The sequence below is a fragment of the Streptomyces sp. NPDC047869 genome, assembly GCF_040704065.1.
Lineage (GTDB): Bacteria > Actinomycetota > Actinomycetes > Streptomycetales > Streptomycetaceae > Streptomyces.
Genome location: NZ_JBEYRK010000004.1, coordinates 112,807 through 127,999, shown reverse-complemented (window position 1 = coordinate 127,999; position 15,193 = coordinate 112,807). Strand labels below are relative to the sequence as shown.

Annotated in this window: 9 protein-coding genes; 5 read left to right on the top strand and 4 right to left on the bottom strand. The window is 73.1% G+C overall.

From position 1 onward, the window contains the following. Positions 1-143: 143 nt before the first annotated feature. The gene (locus AB0924_RS07430) at positions 144-1,331 is read right to left on the bottom strand and encodes a sialidase family protein (protein WP_366910898.1); all 1,188 of its coding nucleotides are present in this window, start codon (positions 1,329-1,331) and stop codon (positions 144-146) included. A 145-nt stretch (positions 1,332-1,476) separates the two neighbouring features. Between AB0924_RS07430 and AB0924_RS07425 the strand changes: the two genes are divergently transcribed. The 4 genes from AB0924_RS07425 (at position 1,477) to fxsT (ending at position 9,895) form a co-directional block, all read left to right on the top strand. Then, entirely contained in the window at positions 1,477-2,727 is a 1,251-nt protein-coding gene (locus AB0924_RS07425) for a hypothetical protein (protein ID WP_366910897.1), read from the top strand. A gap of 120 nt (positions 2,728-2,847) precedes the next feature. Then, a complete protein-coding gene (locus AB0924_RS07420) occupies positions 2,848-4,443 on the top strand; it encodes a hypothetical protein (RefSeq protein ID WP_366910896.1) in 1,596 nt (531 codons plus the stop codon). 62 nt (positions 4,444-4,505) lie between these two features. Continuing rightward, on the top strand, positions 4,506-5,504 hold the full coding sequence (locus AB0924_RS07415) for a MoxR family ATPase (protein ID WP_366910895.1): 999 nt from the start codon (positions 4,506-4,508) through the stop codon (positions 5,502-5,504). Continuing rightward, entirely contained in the window at positions 5,501-9,895 is a 4,395-nt protein-coding gene (gene fxsT, locus AB0924_RS07410) for an FxSxx-COOH system tetratricopeptide repeat protein (RefSeq protein WP_366910894.1), read from the top strand. Before AB0924_RS07415 ends, fxsT begins: the two co-directional genes overlap by 4 nt. 13 nt (positions 9,896-9,908) lie before the next feature. On the opposite strand, the gene AB0924_RS07405 is transcribed toward fxsT, so the two are convergent. The 3 genes from AB0924_RS07405 to leuA form a co-directional block, all read right to left on the bottom strand. Next, positions 9,909-11,078, bottom strand: a complete 1,170-nt coding sequence (locus tag AB0924_RS07405; protein ID WP_358927303.1) for a hypothetical protein — start codon at positions 11,076-11,078, stop codon at positions 9,909-9,911. Between the two features lie 81 nt (positions 11,079-11,159). After that, positions 11,160-11,855: a TerB family tellurite resistance protein gene (locus AB0924_RS07400; RefSeq protein WP_358927304.1), complete on the bottom strand. Its 696-nt coding sequence runs from the start codon at positions 11,853-11,855 to the stop codon at positions 11,160-11,162. Positions 11,856-12,039: 184 nt separating this feature from the next. Further along, complete coding sequence (gene leuA, locus AB0924_RS07395) at positions 12,040-13,761, bottom strand: 2-isopropylmalate synthase (RefSeq protein WP_358927305.1); 1,722 nt, start codon at positions 13,759-13,761, stop codon at positions 12,040-12,042. Between the two features lie 352 nt (positions 13,762-14,113). Between leuA and AB0924_RS07390 the strand changes: the two genes are divergently transcribed. Continuing rightward, positions 14,114-15,184, top strand: a complete 1,071-nt coding sequence (locus AB0924_RS07390) for a M4 family metallopeptidase (RefSeq protein ID WP_358927306.1) — start codon at positions 14,114-14,116, stop codon at positions 15,182-15,184. The last annotated feature ends 9 nt before the right edge of the window (positions 15,185-15,193 follow it).

Genomic DNA, 15,193 nt, shown 5'->3' with positions numbered 1-15,193 from the left:
ATCTGGGGTACTCACATGTTCGAGCCGATGCAGGCAACGTTCGTCGGATCAACAACGGGCAAAGGATGGCCAACTCACCCTGCCATCGGGACGGCTCCTATCGCCGTCCCGGGCCGTCGTGCCCGTGGCGCAGGCCACTGCGGTCAGCGCGTCGTCCGCGCCGGCAGCCGCCGGAACTCGATCGTCTCGTACGGCCCCTTCGTCCCCGTCTCGTACAGCAGCCCGACCGTGTCCGCGTCGACCGGGACGAGGTCGGAGTAGGCGGCGGGGCGGCCGGACAGGGTGAGTGCTCTGGCGAAGGTCCGTCCGCCGTCGGTGCTGTGCCACAGGGCCATCGCCCGGCGGGCCGTGGGCACGGATGGGGCGGAGAACAGCAACGGGACTTCCGGGTGGGGCAGTTGCAGGACGCTGCCCTGGACCACCGGGACGTCGTTCAGGGTGCTCTGAATGGCGTAGGGGGCGTCCAGGGTCTCGCCCGCGTCGCTCGACCAGGCGTCGAGCCGGTTGCCGGGGCTGCTGCCGTTCTGGTCGCGCGAGGAGAAGTACAGCCGTCCGTCGGGAAGTTGTGCGGCGCTGGTCTCGTTGGCGTTGGTCACGCCGTCGTGGCCGTCGTCCACGAAGCCCAGGTGCCAGGTGCGGCCGCCGTCGTCGCTGCAGAGGGCGTGGGCGCCGTAGTACCGGGGTTCCTGGCCGGTGTCGGGGGAACCGGGAGGCGGCGCGGTGGAGTGGTCCGCGGGGACGAGGAGGCGGCCGGCGTGGGGGCCGCGGGTCAGGGCCAGGGCGTGGCCGGGGCCGGTCGCGTACCAGCGCCAGTGCGGTGGCTTCACCGCGGCCGTGATGTCCCGCGGCGGTGTGAAGCGGCGGCCGTCGTCCCGGCTGCGCTGCACGAACACCCGGCGGCTCTGCGCGGGGGTGACCTCGCCGCGCATGATCTGCGCCTCGGTCACCGCCCCGCTGTTGTACGAGGTGACGAGCACGACCGTGCCGGTGCGCGGGTCGACCACGGGTGCCGGGTTGCCCCGGGTGTCGCCCCGCCCGGCGGCCACCACCGTCATCGGTCCCCAGGTGCAGCCGCCGTCGGTGGAGCGGCGCAGCACGACGTCGATGTCGCCGCTGTCCCCGGCGCCGTCGTGCCGGCCCTCGGCGAAGGCCAGCACGGTTCCACGGCCGGTGACGACGGCCGCGGGGATGCGGTAGGTGTCGTAGCCGCCCTGCCCGGCCGTGTACGGCACGGAGGAGACGCAGTGGGCGGCGGCGTGGGCGGGCGGGCCGACAGTGAGCGAGGCGAGGAGGGCGGGAAGGACGAGGAGGCAGCGGCTCGGCAGGGACACCCGCCCATGTTCGCCGGGACGACGCGGAGTTCGGGGAAGCGCGGGCGTGTCGGGGGTACTGCCCGGGGCGGGCGCGGGGCAGGATCACCCCCGGGGAGCAACCGCCGGCTCGTGAGGTCCCGCGGGGCCGAAGGGGGAGACGCGCATGGTGACACTTCTGTTCGTGCACGGCACCGGGGTACGCGAACCCGGTTACGGCGACGCGCTGCGGCGGGTCCGGGAGGCGGTCGCCGCGCGTCGTCCGGACGTTCGCGTCGAGCCGTGTGACTGGGGCTCCGCCCTCGGCTCGTATCTGCGTGACGGAGGAGTGTCCATCCCGGGCTTCGCACAGCAGGGCGGCCGCGGGCCCGAGGCTCCGGCCCCGGACGAGGAACAGGTGGCCCGGTGGGCCCTGTTGTACGCCGACCCGCTGGCGGAGCTGCGGCTGTCCGCGCTCACCGGTACGGCCACCGCCGCCGGGCCCGCGCCGTTCGTACCGGGGGGCGCCGCGCCGGGGGACGAACTGCTGGAGGCGCTGGCCGCGCTGCCCTCATCGGACGCCGCGAGCGCGGCGTGGACCGAGGCCGGCCTCGGTCTGCCGCTGGCCCGGGCCGCGGCCGAGCTGGCCGCGGCGGTGGACCTGCGCCGGGCGGTCGCGGCGGACGGCGGGTCCCCGTCCGTGCTGCCGAGGCTCACGGCGCGCGCCCTGGTGGCACACGCCCTGCACCAGGGAGGCGACCCGGGCCGGGTGCCGGCGGCGGCACGCGACGCCCTCGTGGACCGGCTGACCGGGGCGCTGGGCGGTGACGACCGCGGAGTCGGCGAAGCCCTGGCCGCCGGGGCCCGGTTCGCCGCCCGGCTCTTCGAGAACGTGCTGGGCTCCCGTCTGGCGGTCGCCCACCGGACCGCGCTGAGCGGCAGGTCCGTCGGCTTCGTCGGCGACATCGTGAGTTACCTGGTCCGCGGCGAGGCCGTCCGCGCGCTGGTCGCCGAGCGGGTGCGCGCCCAGTCCGGCCCGGTCGTGGTGCTCGCCCACAGCCTGGGCGGGATCATCTCCTTCGACCTGCTGGCCGCCGGAGTGCTGCTGGACGGCGCGGACACGGGCCCCGGCGGACGCCCCCGGCAGGTCAAGGCCCTGGTCACCGTGGGCTCCCAGGCGCCACTGCTCTACGAGCTGGACGCCCTCCCCTCGCGTCCGTACGGCAGCGGACTGCCGAAGGACTTCCCGCCCTGGGTGAACGTCTACGACCGCCGCGACCTGCTCTCGTACCGAGCGTCCGAGGTCTTCGTCGACGGGGTGACGGACGTGGAGGTCGACAACCGGCAGCCGGTCTCGGCGGCGCACAGCGCCTACTGGTCGAACGACACCCTCTGGGCGGTACTCGACGATGTCCTCGACCGGGTCGCTCCATCCTGAGGCACACAACCGATCGGCTGGGTACGGTCGTTGTGAGCCAGTTGACGGGACATGCGCGCCGGCCCGCCGCCGGGTGCGGCGTCCCGCGTTCGTACCAGGACATGTACGAAGGGAACGCGCGTGGCGACGCACCACCGGTTGAACGAGGACCAGCTCCGCATCATCGAGGAGATCGTGGCGGTCCTCGAGGACCCAGACGCCAATCTGATGCGTGAGGGCGGGCGCCGGTTGTGGCTGCAGCTTCTGCGGGACGCGGTCGACGGTCTGCCCGAGGAGTCGTACGCCGTGCCGCGTCAGGAGCTGGTGAGCGTCGTCCGCGCGTGCGTCGTACGCAAGGGCGCCCTCACGCCCCTGAGGCAGGCGACCGAGCTGGTCGCGCCCGCGCTGGACCGGCACCTCCAGCCCCTGCTGGAGGAGTGGCAGGCGCACACCGTCTACGGCACTCGGAGCTGGGCCCCGCTGCGCGAGGCGCTCCAGCGGCTGCTGGAGGCGGGTGAACTGGCCGCGCTGGTGTCCCGCGTGACCGACGGCCGACGGGTGCTGCCCCCGTACTGCACGACCCCGTGGCAGGCGTTCGTGCACCTCTGCGACCTCAACTCCCCGGCGTCGGGCCTGCCGCCGTCCATGGTGCTGCTCGAACACCTCGCGTGTCTCCCTGAGTTCGTGCCCTGTGCCACGGAGATCGTCCGCTGGAACGACCACTTCGCGCGGCAGTGGGGGCTGCTGCACGAGGACGACGGCCTGCTCGCCCTGCGAGCCGGCCTGCGGACGGCGCCGCCCGGCTCCGGCACCGAACCGGCGCGCCCGGTGAGACCGCGCCGCCCGGAGATCCGCGTGTACATCCGCGTGGCGCCCGACCAGCGGCCCCAGGCCGCCGGGGCGCGCAGGCGCGCACCCCGGTCCCAGCGCTACCACGTGTCGGCCTGCGTCAAGTACTGGGAGTCCCCGGCCCTCCACCGGGAGCCGGGCACCGACTCCGGTGCCCCGGTCACCCGCGCGCAGCTCGGCGCCTGCGTCTCCGGGCTGCTGAGCAGGATGGCCCCGCAGTGGCGAGACCGCTCGGAAGAGGTGGCCCTGGAGTTCTTCCTCCCGCTGGAACTGCTGACCGAGCCGGTCGAGTGGTGGGACCGCGATCCGGCACGGCGCTTCCCCAAACCGCTGCTGAGCCAGTACCGGGTGTCCCTGCACAGTCTGGAACGGGTGCAGCGCCAGGAGTTCCACCGGGCGTGGCGGGCGCGCTGGGCCCACTACAAGACGGCCGCCGGCGACGGGCCACGCACCGGGACCACGGTGTACCAGTGCCCTTCCGACCCCGCTGTCGCCGACGCGGCCCACCTGGGGCGGCTGGACGTCGCGGTGGGCAGCGACCACGATGTGATCGGCCTGCTGCTGTGCGCGCCTCCGATGCGGAAGGGCGAGCTGGGGGCCGAGGAACTGGTGCTGGCGCTGGAGCTGGGCGTTCCGATGCTGCTGTATCCCCGCGAGAGGGGGGTACCGGACGCCTGGCCGGCCGCGGTGCGGGAGATGCCGGCCGGCGAGGGGCTGCGCGGTCTGCGCCGGCTGGCGCAGCAGTGGCGGATCGACGCCGCGTCCGGCCGGCCCGCGCCGCACGACCTCACCGCGATCCGGTCGATGGGCCTGATCTGGGACAACCCCGATCATCTGCTCGACGGGGGCCCGAGTGCTCCCGCCACGTTCGTAGGGGGGACCGAGTGAGCATGATGCCGCAGCCGGGGTCGCGGCCGCCGGGGCCTCTGTACCGAGGGACGGGCGTACCCGTGCCTGAGGTGCCCTACGAGCAGCGCACATGGCCGGCCGGACCGCCGTGGCGCACCTTCGGCACCCCGCCGGCCATGCCCGCCCCGCCGGACGACGAGGAGGCCGGGCGCAGGCTCGGCCGGACCTCGGTCCACCGGCTCCCCCGCCATGACGAGGTCCGTCTGGTCAACGCCGCCCTGCTGCTGCGCCGGCCCCTGCTGGTCACCGGGCGTCCGGGCGTCGGCAAGTCCGGCCTCGCCTACCGCATCGCCAGTGAGCTGCGCCTGGGCCGCGTGCTGCAGTGGGCCGTCACCAGCCGGACCACCCTCGCCGCCGGCCTGTACGAGTACGACGCGATCGGACGCGCCCAGGCCGGCCACACGGCGTCGCGGCCGGCGGAGGCGCCCAGCACCGGGAACTACGTCCAACTGGGGCCGCTGGGGACGGCGTTGCTGCCCTACCGGCTGCCGCGGGTCCTGCTCATCGACGAGATCGACAAGTGCGACATCGATCTGCCCAACGACCTGCTGACCCTGTTCGAGGACGGCTACTACGAGATTCCCCCGCTGATCCGGGTGAAGACGCAGGAACCCACCGCCGTCGTCCACACCGCGGACCCGGGCCAGACGGCGACCGTCACCGCGGGGGTCGTGCGCTGTCACGCCTTCCCGGTCATCGTGATGACCTCCAACGGTGAACGGGAGTTCCCCGAGGCGTTCATGCGCAGGTGCCTGCGCCTCGACATCCCCGAGCCGGACGCGGCGGCGCTCGGGGAGATGGTCGCCGCGCACTTCGGCGACCTGCTGGGAGCGCGGCAGGACCGGCTGATCGAGGAGTTCATGAGACGCAGTGACCGGGTGGGCGGCCTGGCGGCCGACCAGTTGCTCAACGCGGTGCACCTGATCGCCGCGGGACACTTCCCCGAGAATCCGGACAGCCCGGCCGCGGCGGAGGAGTGGACGACCCTGCTGGAGTCCGTGTGGCATCCGCTCGGCGGTGAGGAGGCGGCGCCGGAGTGAGCGGTGATGCCGTGCCCGGGGAGCGCGACGAGCGGGGCCGGGACGGGCCACGCGTGGCGGACGACCCGTCAGGGCTGCCGTCGCCCTCCGGCCTCGAGCCCCGGGAGCTGGCCGATGCCCTCTGGCTGGCGAGCGAGCACCCGTGGCTCACCGTGCCGTCCGCCCGCCGCCGGCCCGGCGGCGGGAACCGCGGCGAGCGGGACCCGCACGCCCGCCCCGGGGCGGGGGCCCGTCCTGGGGCGGGTGAGCCGCACCGGGCCCCCGCGGACCCCCACGCCGACGGGACCGGGCCGGAGCCCGGCGCACAGGGCGCGGAGCCGCGGGCGCAGGAGCCGGGCGCGGACGGTGCCGGCGGCGCGGACGGTGCCCGGCCGGCCCCGGGTGGCGGTGCACGCAAGGTGTCGTGGCTGCTTCCGCAGTCCGGTGAGCGACGGCCGAAGGGCCGGGCCGTCGGCAGAGCCCTGCGTCCGTTCCGCACCGCGGTGCCCTCCACGCACACGAACGAGCTGGACGAGGACGCCACGGCCGACCGGCTGGCGCTGGCGCCGTTCCTGCCGCCCGTGCTGCGCCCCTCGCCGGAGCGCCGCTGGCGGGTGATCCTGCTGGTGGACACCGCGCCGCAGATGGCCGTGTGGCGGCCGGCCGTGGCGCGCCTGACCGAGGCGACCCGGCGCTTCGGAGGCTTCCGGGACGTCACGGAGCTGGCCCTGGACGCCTCCGTCGCCGGCCAGGCCGTGGTGTCCCTGCCCGGCCCCTACCTCGACGCACGGCGGGTCTCGCCCCGCAGCCTTGTCGATCCCGCCGGACGGACCGCTGTGCTCGTCCTCACCGACGGGACGGCTCCCGCCTGGCGCTCGGGAGCGGCCCAGCGGCTGCTCGCGCTGTGGGGCCGGCGGCAGCCGGTGGCGGCGCTGCACATGCTGCCCCAGCGCCTGTGGCACCGCACGGGACTCCACCCCTACCTGGTCAGGTTGCGTGCCGCGGGCGGGCGGGCGGCACAGTGGCGGCCCGGCTGGGAACCGGCCGAGGCGGTCTCCGCCCTGCTGTGGTCGCGTTCCCGCCCCGAGGACACCGTGCCGGTACCGGTGCTGGAGCCGCACCCGGCCTGGCTGGGGCCCTGGTCCCGGTTCGTCGCCGGGGACGGCCCGCGCGAGCTGGTGCTCGGCGCCGTCCTCACGGGCGTCGCCCCGGCCGAGCCCGCGTCCGTGCCACGGGCGGCGACGGCCTTCGAGAAGGTCGCCGCCTTCCGCGGCTGGGCCTCTCCGGAGGCCTTCCAGCTCGCCACGCGCATGGCGGCCGTGCGGCTCGAACTGTCGACGATGAGCGAGGTCCAGCGGCGCACCCTTCCCGGCACGCGCGCCGAGCACATGGCCGAGTTCCTGCTCGGCGGGCTCGTCTCGCCGGTGCTGTGGTACGACGACGGCCGGTGCGAGTACCGGTTCGGGCCGGGCATACGGGAGGAGTTGCTGGCCCACGGCACGCGGAGCGCCACCGAGCTGGTGATCGAGCAGACGGCCGAACTGCTCGCGCCGCGCAGTGCCGCGGCCCGGGACCTGCTCCGCTATCTCAAGGGGGAGCGGTCCTTCGTCGTCCAGGCCGATGACGCCGACCAGGACTTCCGGTCGGTGGAACGCTCGGTGCTGCACGCCCTGAGCGGTCCGCACGCGCGTCGGGCGAGCGCGCTGGACGCCGTGGAGGACGGCACGGTGAGGGATGTGCGCTCGTCGGGGGCGGCGACGTCCGTGGACGCCGCTCCGATGGCCGTGCAGGGGGCGGGCGGTGCGTCGGACGCCGAGGGGGAAGCCGACGGGGAAGAGGAGACCGTACAAGGGACCGCCGCGCCCGGCGCGTCCGATGCCCGTCGGGACGACGGCGGCCTGCCCGTCCGGAAGCCCTTCGTCCCCGGAGGGAAGCCCACCGTCTGGGGGTATGTGCCGCCGCGCAACGCCCGGTTCACCGGCCGTGGCGAACTGCTCGACGCACTGGAGGCGGGGCTGAGTTCGGACCCGGTGGCGGCGGTGCTGCCGCACGCGCTGCACGGGATGGGCGGCGTGGGCAAGTCACAGCTCGCCCTGGAGTACGTGTACCGGCACGCCTCCGAGTACGACCTGGTGTGGTGGTTGCCCGCCGAGGACGAGACCCGGATGAAAGCGGCGTTCACCGAACTGGCCCGGAGAATGGGACTGACCGAGCACGCGGATGCCGCGAGGGCCGTGCCTCTCGTGCTGGAGGCCCTCCGTACCGGCCGGCCGTTCCAAAGGTGGCTGCTGGTCTTCGACAACGCGGAGGACCCGTCCCTCGTCCAGCCATATCTGCCGAACGGCCCGGGCTCCGTGATCGTCACCTCGCGCAACCCGCGCTGGGGCGCCATCGCCCACTCGGTGGAGGTGGACGTGTTCACCCGCCAGGAGAGCGTCCAGCTGTTCCGGCACAGCGGCCCCGGGACCACCGAGCAGGAGGCCGACCGGATCGCGGAGCTCCTCGGGGACCTGCCCCTGGCCGTGGAGCAGGCTTCGGCCTGGGTCGCGGAGACCGGTATGTCGGTGGACGAGTACGTGGAGATCTTCGAGCAGCAGCGCGTCGAGATCCTGGAGATGTCCGACCCCTCGCCGTCGTACCCCGAGACGGTCGCCAGGGCCTGGGACATCTCCCTCGACCACCTGGAGACGAGCAGCCCCCAAGCACTGCACCTGCTGAGACTGTGCTCGTTCCTGGCCGCGGATCCGGTCCCCCGGTCATTCCTCCTGCAACGCGGCCGGCACCACGTCACGGCGGAGCTCGACGCCGTCCTGGGCGACCCCCTCCGGCTCGGCAGGGCCCTTCGGGCGATCAACCGCTATTCACTCGCCCGCATCGACCACCGCGCGGACTCGGTCCAGCTGCACCGGCTCGTCCAGACCGTGCTGCGCAACCGCATGACCCCGGCCGAAGAGGAGCTTTTCCGGCACGCCGCCCACCTGCTGCTCGCCGACAATCTGCCGGGAGAGCCGGCCGATCCGGGCCGCTGGCCGTCCTTCCAGGCGCTGTACCCCCACGTCCTCGCCTCACGGGCCTGGGAGTCGTCCGACGTCTACGTGCGGCAACTGGCCTACGAGGTGGCCCGGTTCCTGTTCCACTGGGGCGCGCACGACGCCTCTCTGGACTTCACCGAGAGGGTGTACGCGCACTGGCGGGAGCGCTTCGGAGAGGCGGACATCCAGGTGCTGTTCCTCGGGCAGCACCTGCACCAGGTGCTGCGGAGCGCGGGACGTCACGAGGAGGCCGCACGGCTCACCGCCCGTATGGTCGCCGTCCTGGAGGAGGCGGGAGCGGACGAGGAGGAACATCTCCGCGTTCAGCGTCTGGCCGCAGGTGACCTGCGCGCACGCGGCGACCTGGGCGGCGCGCTGCGGCTGGACACGGACATCCACGCACGGTCCGCGCGGGAATTCGGCGACACGGATCCCTTCACCCTGGAGTGCGCCTCCGCCCTCGCGGTGAGTCTGCGGGCAGGCGGCGACTTCGCCCGGGCTCTGGAGCTGTCCGAGGAAACGCGGTCGCGGGCGGCGGAGATGTACGGAGACGATCACCCCCTGACCCTGAGCGCGCTGGCCTCCGTGGCGCTCGACCGCCTGGAACTGGGCCAGTACGCTCAGGCGCTGTCCTTGTCCGAGACGCACGTGGAACGGGCCCGCGCCGTGTTCGGCGAGGACCACCCGGAGACGGCTCTCGCGGTCACGCGGCTGGCGGTCGTCCTGCGCAGGGCCGGGCGGGTCGCCGAGGCGGAACGAAACTCGGACGACGCCCTCGAGGCGCTCACCCGCCGCTTGGGCGCGGAGTACCCCGACGCGCTGCGCGCCGCCGTCAACCACGCCGTCGACCTGCGGCACGCGGGCTGGTCGCGGGACTCGGTCCTGCTCAGCGATCGCACGCTCGGGGTCCTCGAGGCCCTCTTCGGCCCCCGGCATCCGCACACGCTCTGCGCCGTGGTGAACCACGCGGTGACACTGCTGGAGCTGTACGAGCCCGACCGGGCCGGGCCGTTGCTCGAGCGGGCCCTGGCACAACTGGCGGACACGCTGGGCGCGGGCCACCCCTTCACCACGCTCACCGAGATGAACCTGGCCGGCGTCCACTTCGCGCTGGGCGACCTGGACCGCGCGCGTTCCCTGGACGCCCAGGTCCTGGCCCGGCTGCGGGAGCACCGCGGCGAGACACATCCGCTCACTCTCACCGCACAGACGAATCTCGCGACGAGCCTGCGTGCGCTGGGTCTGTCGGACGAGGCGGCCGAGCTGCACCGCCAGGCGGCCGAGCGGATCGAGGACTCGCTGGGAGCCGGGCATCCGCAGTGTCTGCGGGCTCAGGCCTGGAGGCGGGCCGACGCTGATCTCGACCCGCTGTACCTGTGAGAGCGCGCCTGGTTCAGCTCCGTCGTTCGGTGTCCTGCTCCGGTGCGCCGCTGTACCACTCCGGGAACTCCCGCAGTACGGCCTCCAGGTCGTCGCGCGCGTCGGTGCCGGCGTCCAAGAGCGAGACGGCGCCCCAGAGATGGCCCAGACCGTTCTCGAACAGCGCGCAGGTGCCGAGGAGTTCCAGGATCTCGATCCGCATGACCGGGGAACGCGGCACCGACGAGCAGATCTCGGGAGGAAGGCGGGTGATGACGGCGGCCCTCAGTCCCGGGTCCCGCATCACCGGTACGGCGGCCAGCGCCTCGTACAGCCTGCGCTGCTCCGCGATCGTCAGACGCCGTCGCGCGCGGGCACGGGTGACCTCGGTACGGCTCGACCGGCCGGCGTCGTCGAACCAGAGCGAGGTGGGCGACCGCGCCCCCGACCTGCGGTGCGCGCCGGCGCGGAACTCCTGCCGCAGCGCCGCGGTCAGAGGTTCGGTGTCGGTCGCCCATCCCGGGTGGGCCCGCAGCAGATCGAGGACGGCGGCGCTGAAGGGGCCGGCGGCCCGCACGAGCCGCGCGCCGTCCACCGGCCCGCGCAGCTCCCCGGGCTCCTCGCCGGGGCGGTTGGCGGTGGTTCCGCCGGGCCCGCAGGCGAACAGCGCCCGCTGCCCGGACACGTGCCGCAGCCGGCCCCGGGGCACCGGGTCGGGGCGCAGGGCGTAGGCCGACGCGGCGGCGTCGACGAAGGTCTGGCAGGTGTCGATCACCCAGAGCTGCCGCGGATACCCGGGTGCCACGTCCGAGCGGAACGCGGCGAGCGCGGCCTCCAGATCCAGACTGCGCAGGTCCCCGGGAGTGGCGTCCAGGTACGGCAGGCGCCGGTGTCCGTCCATGTCGATGAGCCCGTGCCCGGACCAGGCCACGTAGAGCCAGTCCCCGGACTCCTCGGCCACCTCGCGGAACAGAACCCGGTGGACGTTCTCCCGGGTGGCCGCGCGCCAGTCGACGCCGTGGTCCGTCAGCAGGTCACGGCTGTGCGGCAGGGGCGCCGCGAGCACCGTGACCTCCTCGGGGGCGAGCCCCTGCTCCAGGAGCCAGGCGCGGTGGGCCAGGACGTCGCGCACGGGGCCGTCCAGCTCCCACGCGCTTCCGGCCTCGTAGGTCTCGACCGCGACGAGTACCGCTCGGCTGCCCACCGGCTCCCCCTGACGCCACTGTGCTGAACCGGTGGCCGCGGCGGTCGGTGCGCCGGCCGGCCCCCGGCCCGGGCCTGGACTCTACGACGGCGTCCTGGCGGCCGCCAGCAGCCTGCCGACGTCGTCGGCGCAGATGGTGAGGGCGGCGCCGACGGTGGTGAGGGCGTCGCGTTCGGCGGGTGTGTAGGGGCCGTCGGCCAGGGCGATGCGGGCGGCGTCGAGGAACAGGGACTCGCGGCCGGCCGGGGCGAGGTGCGGGGCGAGCGGGTCCAGGGCCTCGTGCAGCTCTATGGCGAGACTCGCGCCGCACGGCCCGCCGAGGACCCGGCCGGTGTCGGCGGCGAGCGCCTCGACCAGAGCGGCCAGCCGGTCCTCGGTGCACTCCTGGAAGCCGGCGGCGCGGACGGTGCCGACGGCCGTCTCCAGGGCCGTGCGGGAGGAGGTGCCGCCCGCGGCGAGGACGGCGAGGGCGACGGTGTGCACCGCGTCGCGGAGCATCGCGGAGAAGCGCCGGGTGGTGGGGTGGTCGAGGACCTCGGTGCCGTAGTGGTGGGCGCAGGCGGCGCACTCCACGACCGGCCCGGTGGCGCCGCGCGGCAGCAGGGGCACCCCGAGGAGGGTGAGGCGGCGGCGGCCGGAGAGCCGCTGGTAGTTGCGGTCGCCCCCGCAGCCCGGGCAGTAGAACTCGCCGTCCCCTACGGGCGTCCACGCGGTGCGGGTGCCCAGGATGCGCGCAGCCCTGGCGGCACGGCCGTCTCGTCCCCGTACTGGCAGCACGTCGCACCTCCGTAACCGCGCGGCAACATCGCAGCGCTTGCGTGATGTTAGCCACATCCCGGAGCCTGAGTCAGTACCCCGTACGAGACCTTTCCGTGACCTGCCCGGTGCGATGGCCGATATTCGACGGGGCCCCGGCCGCCGTGAACGGCGGCCGGGGCCCCGAAAAGCCCGGTCGGAGGGGTCAGCGGGCCGCGCGGTTCACCGCGGAGACGACGGCCTTCAGCGACGCACGCGTCGTGTTCGCGTCGATGCCGATGCCCCACAGAACCTTGTCGTCGATCGCGCACTCGATGTAGGAGGCGGCCTGCGCGGAGGCGCCCTCGCTCATCGTGTGCTCCTGGTAGTCCAGCAGGCGTACGTCGACGCCGATGGACTGCAGGGCGTCGAAGAAGGCCGAGATCGGGCCGTTGCCGGAGCCGGTCAGGACGGTGTCCTCACCGTCGACGGTCGCCTCCACGGTCAGCGTGTCCACGCCGTCCGTGTCCGTGGTCGACTGGCCCGTGCGGACCTGGATGCGGCCCCACGGGTTCTCCGGGTTGGGCAGGTACTCGTCCTGGAAGGCCGCCCAGATGTCCTTCGGCGTGATCTCGCCGCCGTCGGCGTCCGTCTTGGCCTGGATGAGCTTCGAGAACTCGATCTGCATCCGGCGCGGCAGGTCCATCTTGTGGTCGTTCTTCAGAACGTAGGAGATGCCGCCCTTGCCGGACTGCGAGTTGACGCGGATGACGGCCTCGTAGGAGCGGCCGACGTCCTTGGGGTCGATCGGCAGGTACGGCACCGCCCACTCGATGTCGTCGACGGTGACGCCCTTGGCCTTCGCGTCGGCCTCCATGGCGTCGAAGCCCTTCTTGATGGCGTCCTGGTGGGAGCCGGAGAAGGACGTGTAGACCAGGTCGCCCACGTACGGGTGGCGCGGGTGGACCTCCATCTGGTTGCAGTACTCCCACGTACGACGGATCTCGTCGATGTCGGAGAAGTCGATCTGCGGGTCGACGCCCTGCGAGAACAGGTTCATGCCCAGGGTGACCAGGTCGACGTTGCCGGTGCGCTCGCCCTGCCCGAACAGGCAGCCCTCGACGCGGTCGGCGCCGGCCATCAGCGCCAGCTCGGCGGCGGCGACGGCGGTGCCGCGGTCGTTGTGCGGGTGGACGGACAGGCAGACGTACTCGCGCCGGGACAGGTTGCGGTGCATCCACTCGAACCGGTCGGCGTGCGTGGACGGGGTCGAACGCTCCACCGTGGCGGGCAGGTTGAGGATGATCTCGCGGCCCGGGCCCGGCTGGTACACGTCCATCACCGCCTCGCAGACCTCCAGCGCGAAGTCCAGCTCGGTGTCGGTGAAGATCTCCGGGGAGTACTGGTAGCCGAACTCCGTCTCCGGGCCCAGCAGTTTCTCGGCGTACTCCATCACCAGGCGGGTGCCGTCGACGGCGATCTGCTTGATGTCGTCCTTGGAGCCGCGGAAGACGACCCGGCGGAACACCGGAGCCGTCGCGTTGTACAGGTGGACGGTGGCCCGCCTGGCGCCCTTCAGGGACTCCACGGTCCGCTCGATCAGGTCCTCGCGCGCCTGGGTCAGGACGGAGATCGTCACGTCCTCGGGGATCGCGCCCTCTTCCTCGATGATCGAGCGTACGAAGTCGAAGTCGGTCTGGCCGGAGGCGGGGAAGCCCACCTCGATCTCCTTGTAGCCCATCGCCACCAGCTGGTCGAACATCCGGCGCTTGCGCTCGGGCGACATCGGGTCGATCAGGGCCTGGTTGCCGTCGCGCAGGTCGGTGGAGAGCCAGCGGGGGGCGACGGTGATCCGCTTCTCCGGCCAGGTGCGGTCCGGGATGCCGACCTGCTCGTAGCGGCCGTACTTGTGGATCGGCATGGAACTGGGCTGCTGGCGGTTGGCCATGATGCGTGGGCTCCTCAGAGTGTCCGGATGTCCGACTGGACGGCCGACGACGCAACGCCAGAGCTCCGCGGGGAGGGGGTCGGCCTTGTCTACAGGCCCTCGCCGCGGCAGCTAAGGAGAAGCAGCCCGAAACGCATGATGCTCCGCAGCCTAGCCGAGCCGCACCGGATGCGCGGGCCTGTCCCATTATGCGGGACCGCCATGACTATTCGGACATAGATTGCGCAATCGCACTCGCCGGCCCTCATCTCTTACCACTCCGTGACGCTGTGCGACGTGGGATGTCCGGGTATTTCACCAATCATGGTTGCGAGTAGTGACAGCGGTGTCACGGAGTGCGATGGTGCCGGGTATGACCACCAACGGGGGCTTCGAGCCCGTCTTCTGCACGATCGTCCCGCCGCACGTCCTCGACCGGCTCGCGCAGGCCGAGGACTCCGCGGTCTCCGGTCCCGCCCGCCGGTCCCTGGAGCACGACGCCTTCCAGCGCACCAAGCGCCGCCTGACCACCGTGCTCGGCGCGCCCGCCGTCGCCCCGCCCGCCGGTGCGGCCGCCGACCGCCCGCACCGCACCGTCTACGACGCCCGGCACCGGCAGGACCTGCCCGGCACCAAGGTCCGCGAGGAGGGCTCCGAGCCCGGCACGGACGCCTCGGTCAACCGCGCCTACGCGGGTCTCGGCGCCACCTTCGACCTGTACCTGAAGGCCTACGGCCGCAACTCCATCGACGGCGAGGGTCTGCCGCTGGACGCCAGCGTGCACTTCGGCACCGACTACGACAACGCCTTCTGGAACGGCGAGCAGATGGTGTTCGGGGACGGGGACAACGAGATCTTCCTGGACTTCACCATCCCGGTCGACGTCATCGGCCACGAGCTGACCCACGGCGTCACCCAGCACACCGCCAACCTCACCTACTTCGGCCAGCCCGGCGCGCTCAACGAGTCGCTGTCCGACGTCTTCGGCTCGCTGATCAAGCAGTACAGCCTCGGCCAGACAGCCGCCGAGGCCGACTGGCTGATCGGCGCGGGACTGCTCGCCCCGGGCGTGCACGGCACCGCCCTGCGCTCGATGAAGGCACCGGGCACGGCGTACGACGACCCGAACCTCGGCAAGGACCCGCAGCCGGCGACCATGGAGCACTACGTCCGCACCGGCCGCGACAACGGCGGCGTGCACATCAACTCCGGTATCCCCAACCACGCGTTCTACCTGGTCGCCACCGCAATGGGCGGCCACTCCTGGGAGAGGGCCGGGCAGCTCTGGTACGACGTGCTGACCGGCGGCGAGCTGAAGCAGCAGGCCCTGTTCGCGGACTTCGCCACGCTGACCGTCAAGGCGGCCCGCGAACGGTACGGCTCCGGCGACGAACTCGAGGCCGTGCGGAAGGCCTGGGAACAGGTCGGGGTGCGGACGCTGTAGTTCCGTACT